Annotated in this window: 11 protein-coding genes; 5 read left to right on the plus strand and 6 right to left on the minus strand. The window is 69.4% G+C overall.

Going from position 1 to position 10,293, the window contains the following annotated elements:
- Positions 1–195: 195 nt before the first annotated feature.
- On the plus strand, positions 196–1,047 hold the full coding sequence (locus ACFWVP_RS04970; RefSeq protein WP_384493640.1) for a VOC family protein: 852 nt from the start codon (positions 196–198) through the stop codon (positions 1,045–1,047).
- Between the two features lie 50 nt (positions 1,048–1,097).
- A complete protein-coding gene (gene fdxA / locus ACFWVP_RS04975) occupies positions 1,098–1,421 on the plus strand; it encodes a ferredoxin (RefSeq protein WP_384493642.1) in 324 nt (107 codons plus the stop codon).
- Between the two features lie 54 nt (positions 1,422–1,475).
- On the opposite strand, the gene ACFWVP_RS04980 is transcribed toward fdxA, so the two are convergent.
- Positions 1,476–2,393 (minus strand): LysR family transcriptional regulator, encoded by a 918-nt coding sequence (locus tag ACFWVP_RS04980; RefSeq protein ID WP_384493644.1) that lies wholly within the window; start codon positions 2,391–2,393, stop codon positions 1,476–1,478.
- A gap of 92 nt (positions 2,394–2,485) precedes the next feature.
- Here ACFWVP_RS04980 and ACFWVP_RS04985 point away from each other — a divergent pair, with 92 nt between their 5' ends.
- Entirely contained in the window at positions 2,486–3,733 is a 1,248-nt protein-coding gene (locus tag ACFWVP_RS04985; RefSeq protein ID WP_384493646.1) for a cytochrome P450, read from the plus strand.
- A 69-nt stretch (positions 3,734–3,802) separates the two neighbouring features.
- Here ACFWVP_RS04985 and ACFWVP_RS04990 read toward each other — a convergent pair whose 3' ends face one another.
- The 5 genes from ACFWVP_RS04990 to ACFWVP_RS05010 all read right to left on the minus strand — a co-directional run bounded on the left by ACFWVP_RS04990 (position 3,803) and on the right by ACFWVP_RS05010 (position 9,645).
- On the minus strand, positions 3,803–4,630 hold the full coding sequence (locus ACFWVP_RS04990; protein ID WP_384493647.1) for a thioesterase family protein: 828 nt from the start codon (positions 4,628–4,630) through the stop codon (positions 3,803–3,805).
- A 108-nt stretch (positions 4,631–4,738) separates the two neighbouring features.
- Entirely contained in the window at positions 4,739–6,121 is a 1,383-nt protein-coding gene (locus ACFWVP_RS04995) for an amidase (RefSeq protein ID WP_384493649.1), read from the minus strand.
- Positions 6,108–6,308, minus strand: a complete 201-nt coding sequence (locus tag ACFWVP_RS05000) for a hypothetical protein (RefSeq protein ID WP_384493651.1) — start codon at positions 6,306–6,308, stop codon at positions 6,108–6,110. The genes ACFWVP_RS04995 and ACFWVP_RS05000 overlap by 14 nt, the downstream gene beginning before the upstream one ends.
- A 171-nt stretch (positions 6,309–6,479) precedes the next feature.
- On the minus strand, positions 6,480–8,330 hold the full coding sequence (gene asnB, locus ACFWVP_RS05005) for an asparagine synthase (glutamine-hydrolyzing) (RefSeq protein WP_384493653.1): 1,851 nt from the start codon (positions 8,328–8,330) through the stop codon (positions 6,480–6,482).
- Positions 8,331–8,505: 175 nt separating this feature from the next.
- Positions 8,506–9,645: an MFS transporter gene (locus ACFWVP_RS05010; RefSeq protein ID WP_384493672.1), complete on the minus strand. Its 1,140-nt coding sequence runs from the start codon at positions 9,643–9,645 to the stop codon at positions 8,506–8,508.
- On the opposite strand from ACFWVP_RS05010, the gene ACFWVP_RS05015 reads away from it, so the two are divergent.
- Positions 9,533–10,069 carry a hypothetical protein gene (locus tag ACFWVP_RS05015; RefSeq protein WP_384493674.1) on the plus strand — a complete coding sequence of 179 codons (537 nt, stop codon included), beginning with the start codon at positions 9,533–9,535 and terminating at the stop codon, positions 10,067–10,069. The two genes, ACFWVP_RS05010 and ACFWVP_RS05015, sit on opposite strands and share 113 nt — an antisense overlap.
- On the plus strand, positions 10,066–10,293 hold a 228-nt coding region (locus ACFWVP_RS05020), incomplete at its 3' end, for a hypothetical protein (RefSeq protein WP_384493655.1). The genes ACFWVP_RS05015 and ACFWVP_RS05020, both read left to right, overlap by 4 nt.

The following is a 10,293-nucleotide window of genomic DNA, read 5'->3' on the forward strand; positions in this document are numbered from 1 at the left end:
TATGCGGACGCCCTTCCGCCTTGCGACGCACCGCATCCGACGCCGCGCGCTGATCCCCCGGGGACTACGGAACAGCCCTTGGGGGGTCGCGCACGGGCCTGCCGGGCGCTGCACGGGGCTGCGGCTCCGCCGGTCCCCCCATACCTACCACCCTGCGGTCCGCCCAGTCCGACCGAAGAGAGAAGGTACCGGTCCATGTCGGCAGCACCCAAGACCACTTCCCTGCCTGACCGGTGGTTCCGGGCGACCCCGGACTCCGCCGTGCTGTCCCGCCCCCGCCTGTTGGCCCGTTCCCTCATCCACCTCGCCGATCTCGACGAGCGGATCGGCTTCTACGAGGAGCTGACCGGGACGACCGCGGATCTTCGTATGCCCATCCCGGATTTCGGCGGCCTGGAACTCGCGGCGGTGGGGAACATGCTGTTGATCGCGAGCGTCAGGCCGTTCACCGACATCCAGCGGCGGACCGCGCACTCCGTCATCGTGCCCGCGCTGACACCGCAGTTGGAGCGCCTTCGTGATGCCGGGGCCACGGTCCTCGAGCCGCCCGAGACGATCCTCCCCGGCAGCCGTGCCCGGGTGCGTTACACCGACGGAACCGTCGCCGAGCTGGTCGAGCACCGGCCGCAGCCGGGCGAGCGTCCGCGTCCCTCCCCCCGCCCGGCGGTCCCCGGTGCGGAGCCGCTCCTGCTCGTCCGCAGGGCGGTGAGTGCCTCGGCGTTCCCGGCGGCCGTCGCCCTGTACGAGACGGCTCTGGGCACCCGCTGTGACACCCGTATCCGGCTGGACGGCGCGTTTCCCGTCGAGCTGGCGACCGTCGGCGGTCTTCTGATCGTCGGCACGGACGGCCCGGAGTTCACCCGGAGCGCGGACGTCGGTCTGGCCCTGGTGACGACCGTGCCGCTGGAGCGCGCGTACGGCCTACCGGTGCCGCTGGACGGTTCCGCCTCCGCCGGGCGCCACCTCGTGGTGCTCCGGGAGGGCACGCTCGCCGAGGTGTGGGACGCCTCCGTCGGCCTGCGTCCCGCGGCGACACCTGGACCCTGAATCACCGGCCGGCCCGTCAGCCGACCGGTCCATCGAATCCGGAGCGAGTCATGACCTATGTGATTGCCCAGCCGTGCGTCGACATCAAGGACAAGGCGTGCATCGAGGAATGCCCTGTCGACTGCATTTACGAGGGTCCCCGCAAGATGTACATCCACCCCGACGAATGCGTCGACTGCGGGGCGTGCGAGCCGGTCTGCCCTGTGGAGGCCGTCTTCTACGAGGACGATCTTCCCGCGGAAATGCATTCCTACCGTGTCGCCGACCGCGAGGTCTTCGACGTACTGGGATCTCCTGGCGGTGCACGCGAACACGACACCCTGCCCAGGGATCACGCGGTGGTCGAGGCCGAGCCTCTTCAAGCTCCCGCTTGAGAAGTCACCGGAAGGGGATTCCGGAAAGAACAACCGTGCCATGCGTTTACCTTCTCAGACGGCCGCCGCGTAGGCAGAGGCGTTTGCATGACAGAACGCCGCGAAGGCGGCGGCCCGGCGGGTGAGCCTGCTGCCCGTCGGGCGGGCCAGCACGACGGGCAGCGGGCGCACGGTGTCCTTGATGCGCCGGACCACCAGCGCGCGCCCTTCGTAGCTGACGTCGGGCCTGGGATGCTGGATCAGCAGGGAGTAGCCGACGCCCCGGGCGACGAGACTGCGGACCATCTCGAAGCTCTCCGTACGGTGCCGCACGAGCGGGGTGACGCCGGCCGAGGCGAGTACGTCGGTGAAGTAGCTCAGGCTGGGCGGGACGTCGAGCGCGATCATGTCGAGGCCGGCGAGGTCCGCGAGCTGGATCTCCTCCTGTTCCGCCAGGGGGTGTCCGGACGGAAGCAGCACGTGGGGCCGCGTTTCGTAGAGCGTGTCGAAGTCGACCCCGGGCTGGATGTCCACGCCGTACAGCACGGCCAGTTCGCACCGTCCTTCGCGCAGGAGGCCCTGCAGGTCCGTGAGGGAGCCCTCCACGAAGTCGAGCGTCACCCGCGCGTGGGCGGCCTGGAACTCCTCCAGGAGCCCGGGGACCAGGAACGGCGCGATCGTGGTGAAGCAGCCGATCACCAGCCGCCCGGCCGGCGCCTGACCGATGTCCCGCATGCCGGACTGGAGTTCGTCGGTGCGGGCGAGCAGCGCGCGTGCTTCCGGGAGGAGATGCCTCCCGGCTTCGGTGAGTGCCAGCCCTTTGGCCTTGGAGCGAAGCAGCAGCTGTACGCCGATCCGGGTTTCCAGCTGTGCGATGGCGACGGACACGGCGCCCTGGGACACGTACAGATGGCGGGCCGCTCCGGTCATGGTCCCGGCTTCCGCGCAGGCCACGAAGTAGTGCAGCTGACGCAGACTGATTCTGTCGGTCATGAGTAAATTCTATAACGGGGTTCACCATTATGACGTTTTCAAGTCCGGTAAAAAACAAGACAATTGGATGACCGAGTCCAGGAGGTTGTGCAATGACATCGACCAACACGGCGGCGTCGTGCCCGGTACATCACAGTTTCGACCCGCTGGGCGAACCGTATATCGCCGACCCCTATCCGATTCATTCCGCTGTACGTGAAGAGGCTCCGGCCTTCTACGCCGCGGCGATCGACATGTGGGTGATCACTCGGTACGACGACATCGAGGCGGTCCTCAAGGATCCGGGGACGTTCTCCGCGGCTGTGGGGCAGCGCCCGGTATTTCCGATGTCGGAGGAGGCGCAGGGCATCCTCAAGGAGGGTTTCCACGCCTATCCGGTGATGTCCGACTGCGACCCGCCCCGCCACACGCGCATCCGGAAGCACAACATGACGGGCTTCTCCCCCCGTCGCATCGCCACCCTGGAACCGAAGGTCTGGGCGAAGGCGACCGAGCTGGTGGATGCCGTCGAGCCCGGTCAGGTGGACCTGGTCGCGGCGCTGACCTACCCGTTGCCCGCATACATGATCTTCACCTTCATCGGGTTCCCCGACGAGGACATGGACATGCTGAAGGGCTGGTGCGGCAATCGCATCGCGTTCAGCTGGGGCCGTCCGAGCGCCGACGAGCAGCGTGAGATCGCGACGAACATGACGCACTACTGGAAGTACTGCGAGGACTTCGTCGCCCGGAGGGCGGCGGAGCCGGTGGACGACTTCACCAGCGATCTGGTCCGGATCCACCTGGCCGACCCCGACGCGCTGTCGCTGGCCGACATCACCAACGTCGCGTACGGCCTGAGCTTCGCCGGCCATGAGACCACGACGAGCTTCACCGGCAACGCGATACGCCAGCTGCTGTCCAACCCGGAGCAGTGGGCCGCGATATGCGCGGACCGCTCGCTCATCCCCAAGGCGATCGAGGAGCTGCTGCGCTACGACAGCAGCATTCCCGCGTGGCGGCGGATCACCACTCGCGCGGTCGACGTCGGCGGCGTGCGGGTCCCCGCCGAGGCCAAGGTCCTGATCCTCCTCGGAGCGGCCAACCGGGACCCGAAGCACTTCGAGGAACCGGAGAGCTTCGACATCACCCGGGGCGACGCCCGACGCCATCTCGCCTTCGGGAAGGGCATCCACTACTGCATCGGTGCCCCGTTGGCGCGGATGGAGGCGCGGATCGCGCTCGACCTGCTCGCTCAGCGTGCCCCGGACGTACGGATGGTGGCGGACCAGGACTTCGACTTCCCGGCCAACGTCTCGTTCCGCGGGCCCCGGAGTCTGCTCGTCGACTGGCCCGGCTGAGACACGGCCGGTCGACGCGGCCGGTCGCGGGCCCTGTCCCGCAGCCGGCCGCGTCGAGGTGCCACCTGTTCAGGTTCGGGTTCCGCGTTCGGTGACCAGCAGGGTCTGCAGGACCCGGCCGCAGTCGCCGATGGCGTCGTCGAGCTGCCCGAGGGCCAGGCCCGAACCGGCGGGACTCGCCGCGGTGTCCGAACGCAGGCACAGCCACTCGCCCACCGGGTCGCGGTGCAGGGCGAGAGTGATGTCCGTGTTGATGACGAGTCCCGCGTGGTGGTCGAGTTCGAACGCGACGGCCCAGCTGCTGTCGGCCAAGGTGAGCGCCCGGGTCAACGGCGTGTCCTGTGCGCCCTCGACGAGCCGGATGCGCTGGCGCGCCCAGGCGGTCCCGGGACCGAGCGAGTCGAAACCCTTGCCGGGCTCGAAGCGCCACTCCATGGCCGAGACATAACCGTCGAGGTGGGCGTCGGCCATGGTGTGCGGTGCCTGTGGGCCCGGCCGTTGCGGCGCGGCCGGCGCGGGGCACAGTGACGGCGTCTCGGGCGGGCTGGCGACCAGCCGCCAGGCGCGTGCCACCAGCACCGGGGCTCCCCCCGACGTCATCTCGCCCTCCAGGATCTCCGTGCGGCCGCCGGAGCGGACGGTCCGCACCTTGATCTCCAGATCCGCGACGGGCACGGGGCGCAGCAGTTCCACGGTGACGCGGGCGATGCGCATCCCGGGCCGGGGGGCGTGCTGTTCCATGGCTCGGCCCATGAGTGCGGAGGGCGGACCGCCGTGCTGGGTCTTGGCGCTCCAGGGTCCCGCCGTGGCCGGTGTGCTCGCGAAGCGGCCATCGCCCAGGTCGTGGTAGAAGGCGTCCGCCGTCGTGGCGGGCAGGGGCGACGGTCCGGTGTTCATGCGGGGTCCCTTTCGGTGCTCGGTGCCCATTCGGGCGAGGGCGTAGCGGCAGTATGCGGTGTGTCGTGCGCGATGCGTACGCGGTTGTCAGCGATGCGTACGCGGTTGTCAGCGACGCGTCCCGTTCGCGGGGGCGGGCCGTCCCGTGGCGTTCCGGGACCCCTCGAAGACGGAACCGGTGCGCAGGAGGGTGGACTCGTCGAACGGGCGGGCCATCAGCTGCATGCCGATGGGCATGCCGTCCGAGTCCCGCGCGACGGGCAGGGAGAGCGTGGGGAACCCCGTGACGTTGCCGGGCGCGGAGAGCCGTACGTACGCGGAGGTGACCGACTCGGTGTAGCCGTCCGGCCAGTTGACGGTGTCCTGGTCCCGTGGCACCGCGGTCAGCGGCACGGTGGGGGCGGCGATCACGTCGGCCCCGTCGAACAGGCCGAGCCAGGCCTGACGCATCAGCGTGCGGGAGCGCTGGGCGCGGAGATGGTCCTGGGCCAGGATGTGCGCTCCCGCCTCCAGCAGGAGACGTACGTCCGGCCCGTAGAGGTGGGGCACCTCCCGCAGTCCGCGCTCGTGGACGGCTGACGCCTCCGGAGCCATCAGCCCCCAGTGGGTGGCCTCCATGTGTTCCGTGAGGGGCGGGACCACGGGTACGGTCGTGGCGCCCAGCGCCCGGAGGTCTTCGATGGCCTGCCGGACCGCCGCTTCCACCTGCGGATCGACGTGGTCGAAGAAGAAGGCGGCCGGGACGCCGACGCGCAGGCCCAGCAGGTCACCGCGCGTCCCGGGGGACCGGCGCGGTGTCCCGGGGCCCTGGTCCGTGAGGGCCCGCAGCACGAGGCCGGCGTCCTCGGCCGTACGGGTCAGCGTGCCGACGGTGTCCAGGGACCATGACAAGGGGGCGACACCGGCGCAGGGGACGAGCCCGAAGGTGGGCTTGAGGCCGACGACGCCGTTCAGCGCCGCCGGAACCCGTACGGAGCCCCCCGTGTCCGTGCCGAGGGCGAAGAGGGCGGAACCGGCGGCCACCGCGACCGCCGATCCCCCGCTGGAACCACCGGCCGTGCGCTCCGCGCGCCAGGGGTTGAACGTCTGCGGGGTGAGCAGGCCGTAGGCGAACTCATGTGTCTGGGTCTTGCCCACCAGGACGGCACCGGCCCGCGCGAGCCGGGCGGCCACCGTGCTGTCCTGGCCCGGTACGCGGCCTGCCCACGCCCGCGACCCGGCCGTGGTGGGTATCCCGGCGGTGTCGATCACGTCTTTGAGTCCGTAGGGGATGCCGTGCAGCGGGCCACGGTAGTCACCCTCGCGGATCTCGCGCTCCGCCTGTGCGGCGGCTTCCCTCGCACGGTCCGCGTCCACGGTGGCATAGGCGTTGAGCCGTCCTTCGCTCGCCTCGCAGCGGGCCAGGACGGACTCGACGAGCTCGACGGGCGACAACTCGCGCCCGCCGACGGCTGCGGCGGCCTCTTCGACCGTCAACTCACAGGGCAGCACGGGACGTTCCGTCCTCGGCGCCTGCGGCGCTGTACGCCGAGGACGGGGCCACGCCTTCGAGGTCGAGCCCCTGCAGCCCGGCCAGGATGCCGTCGAGCCAACCGGCCAGTTCCGACACCCGGTCGGTCCAGCCGGCCTCGGGCGCGGGTTCCTGTGGTGCCGCGGGCGGACCGTACGAGGAAGCCATCGAGGGTTCCTTACGCGAGGCGGTGCGGGCAGGGGAGAACCCGGCGGCCCTTCGGGGGATGAGAGGGCCGCCGGGGGTACGGGTGTCCGCGGCCTTCGGGACCGGTCACGGACAGGAGCGCGGTACGAGCGGTACTCGGCGGTACCAGAGGTGCTGGACTGCTCGGCGGTGCTAGACGTCGATCGTGACGTCGTACGACTCCAGCCAGGCGTTGAGCCAGAGCGGTACTTCCAGGTCGATGCGGGTGATCTGCGTGCTGGCCGTGCTGATGCTTCCGTCGAGGCGGCCGCGGGTCCGTTGCAGATCGAGGAGCGGCAGGATCGGCGCGTTGCCCTGGCCGATGACCTCGGCGAGCCTGTCCCGGAGCTTCTTCTCGTAGCCCGAGTCCTGGGTGCTGGGGTAGGGCGCCTTCACGCGCTGGGCGATGGACTCGGGAAGCACGTCGCGGGTCGCGGCGCGCAGCAGGCTCTTCTCACGGCCGTCGAAGGTCTTCATGGCCCAGGGGGCGTTGAAGACGTACTCGACGAGACGGTGGTCGCAGAACGGGACGCGCACCTCCAGTCCGACGGCCATGCTCATCCTGTCCTTGCGGTCCAGGAGGGTGTTGAGGAAGCGGGTGAGGTTGAGGTAGCTGATCTCCCTCATGCGCTTCTCCAGGCCGGTCTCACCTGCCAGGACCGGGACTTCGGCGATGGCGTCGCCGTAGCTGGAGCGCCGGTATGCGGGAATGTCGAGGGTTCCCAGCAGGCCGCCGTCGAACAGCGGTGTGCCGTCGTAGAACGGTCCCGGAGTCGTGGTCAGCCAGGGGAACGTTTCGGCGGTGAGGACCTCGGGGTCGTGGAACCAGCTGTAGCCGCCGAAGAGTTCGTCGGCGGACTCCCCGGACAGTGCGACCGTGGAGCGTTCCCGTACCGCCTGGAAGAGGAGGTAGAGGGAGGGCCACAGGTCTCCGTACCACATGGGGGGCAGGTCGGTGGCGGCGAGGACGGCCGCCCGGACCCCCGGGTCGCTCAGGTCGTCGCTGTTGAGGAGGATCTCCTTGTGCTCGGCGGCCACGTGCTGGACGAGGTCCCGTACGAAGGGCGCGTCGGGCGTACTGCGCAGGGGGTCGGGGACGAAGTTCTCCTCCGCTCCGACGAAGTCGACGGAGAAGGAGCGGACCGGACCCGCCCCCTCGGCGGCCAGCGCCTTGGCGGCCAGGGCGGTGATCGCGGAGGAGTCCAGTCCGCCGGAGAGCAGGCTGCACAGGGGCACGTCGGAGATGAGCTGCCGGCTCACGGTGTCCTCGAGCAGGCCGCGGACCGTGTCGATGGTCTGCTTCAGCGTGTCCGTGTGCTCCTTGGCCTCCAGCGCCCAGTAGCAGCGCTTGACCAGCCCCTCCCGGCGGACCCGGACGGTGTGGCCGGGCCGGACCTCGTGCATGCCGGTGAAGATGGCGTGCTCGGGGGTCTTGACCATGTCGAGGAGTTCACGCAGGCCGTCGGTGTTGATCCGGCGCGGGATGCCCGGGTGCGCGAGGATCGTCTTGGGTTCGGAGCCGAACAGGACCCCGTCGGCCGTCGGGTAGTAGTACAGCGGCTTGACGCCCATCCGGTCCCGCACGAGGAGGAGTTCCTGGCTGCGGACGTCCCAGACGGCGAACGCGAACATGCCGTTGAGCTTGTCGACGAGCCCCTCCCCCCATTCCAGATAGCCGCGCAGCACCACTTCGGTGTCGCTGCGGGTACGGAAGTGGTGCCCCCGGGAGGCGAGGTCGGACCGGAGTTCACGGTAGTTGTATATCTCGCCGCTGAAGGTGAGGACGGCGAGCGTGCGTCCGTTCTCCTCGGCCGTCATGGGCTGACGGCCGCCTTCCAGGTCGATGACGGAAAGCCTGCGGTGGCCGATCGCGGCGTGCCGGTCGATCCACACCCCTTCGTCGTCCGGGCCGCGGCACGCCATCGTCCGTGTCATGGCGTCGACGACGGCGCGCTCCTGTCCTAAGTCGCGCGTGAAATCTACCCAGCCCGCGATGCCGCACATAAGCGACGTACTCCTTCGGTCGAAGAACGGAAGAACGGCGGACGCCTGCCTGGTGCGGACGCCCGTGTCCCTGGGACAAGGGATGTGTGTGCAGGCCACCGGTCCGGCCCGTCGCAGCGGGGTGGCTGCGGCGGACCGGACGTCGGGCAGGAGCCCCGGGTGAGGAGCGGTGGCCCTACGGCTGGTGAGCCGGCTCGGGCCAGGTGACCTTTCGGGCGTGGTGGACGCCGATGGCCACCACGGTGAGGACCGCGGCCGTACCGGCGAGTGCCATGACCATGGACGGGGAGGATCGGTCGACCACCACGCCTCCGGCCAGGGCGCCCATCGAGATGGTGGCTTGGAACGATGCCGTGAAGAGCACCGAGGATGCCTCGGGGGAATCGGGACAGGCCTTGGCGAACCAGGTCTGGGAGCAGACCGGAACGGCCCCGTACGCGACGCCCCACAGGATCAGCAGGCTCACCGCCCCGAGCCGGCTGCCGCCGAGCACCGGGAGCAGCAGGGTCGCCCCGCCGATCATCGCGGCGGCTGCCGCGAAGGTGGCCCTCGGGTAACGCGCCACGAGTGATCCGCCCAGGAAGTTCCCGGCGATGCCGGCTGCCCCGTAGATGAGGAGGAACACGGTGATGAGCCCGGCGCCCACCTGTGTCACCTGTTCCAGGAACGGGGTGACGTAGGTGTAGGCCCCGAAGTGGGCGAGCACGACCAGGAAGGTGATCACCAGCGCGAACCGGGTGTTGACGCTCTTCAGCATGCCGGTGAGCACGCGCAGGCGTGTGGGCTCCTCCGCGGGCAGGGACGGGACCACCAGGATCAGCAGGACGAATACGGCGAGGGTCAGGACTCCCATCACCAGGAAGGCTGTACGCCACCCCGCGACGTCCCCGATGAACGTGCCCATCGGCACGCCGAGCACGGATCCGAGCGGTACCGCGGAGAAGATCACCGCGGTGGCGCGGCCGACCGACTCCGGGGGCACCAGCCGGCCGGCCAGTCCCGCCCCGATCGACCAGAACCCTCCGATGGTGATGCCGACCATCACCCGGGAGACCAGGACCAGCCAGTAGCTGGACGCGGCGGCCGCCAGGAAGTTCGCCAGCGCCAGCAGGAGGATGAACGCCCCCAGCATGAGACGCCGGTCGATGCGCCCCGTGGCCACGGTGACCAGAGGTGCCGAGATGGCCGCCAGGAAGCCCGGCATGGTCATCATCAGGCCGGCCATTCCATCGGAGATGGTGAAACTCGACCCGATGGAGGTAAGCAATCCGATCGGCAGGATTTCGGTGGTGACGATCGAGAAAATTCCCAGCATCACCGAGATCACGGCCAGCCACGAGACGAGTGGCGACCTGGCCGGCAGTTCAGCGGGGTCGATGGAAGTAGTCGTTGCTGTGGACACGAATCCCGTCCTGTTGTGGGGCCTCACAAATGATTGTGAGCACTATTGCAGCAGGGACAGGAGACACCTTCTGGCAGTTTTCCGACGTCAACAAGAGCGCCCGGGCACCCCGCCGACCCGCCGGCCGAATTGCGTCAGGACCGGAGAGCCCGGCGTTCCGGCTGTTCAGGCGGTTCAGGGCGGGCTCGGGGCCGGTGACGGCACGCCCCTCATTCGGGCGGCAAGTCCGCGCTACTTCGTCAAGTCGGCGAACGCGGAGAAGGCGAACCCGCGCGCAAAGAGAGGGCACGGGATCGGCGCGTTCGAATTTTTACTTTCTTCCATCAAAAGTGCATGAACAAGAAAGGAAACGGTCAACTCGGACTGCTGCCGGCTCCGGAAATCAGCGCCTCGGGTTCGCCGGGGTACTCGGGCGCACAACGCGAGCGGCCCTCGTCGCCGACACGCACAGACCCGGCGGCGACCAGGGCCAGGGGCGGCGAAATGCGCAAAGGGTCCACCAGGGGCGCCGACCACGCAGGCGAGGCAGAAAACCTTGGCCAACATGTACAGCAACTGGAG

The sequence above is a fragment of the Streptomyces sp. NPDC058637 genome, from assembly GCF_042717325.1.
In the GTDB taxonomy this organism is placed as follows: domain Bacteria; phylum Actinomycetota; class Actinomycetes; order Streptomycetales; family Streptomycetaceae; genus Streptomyces.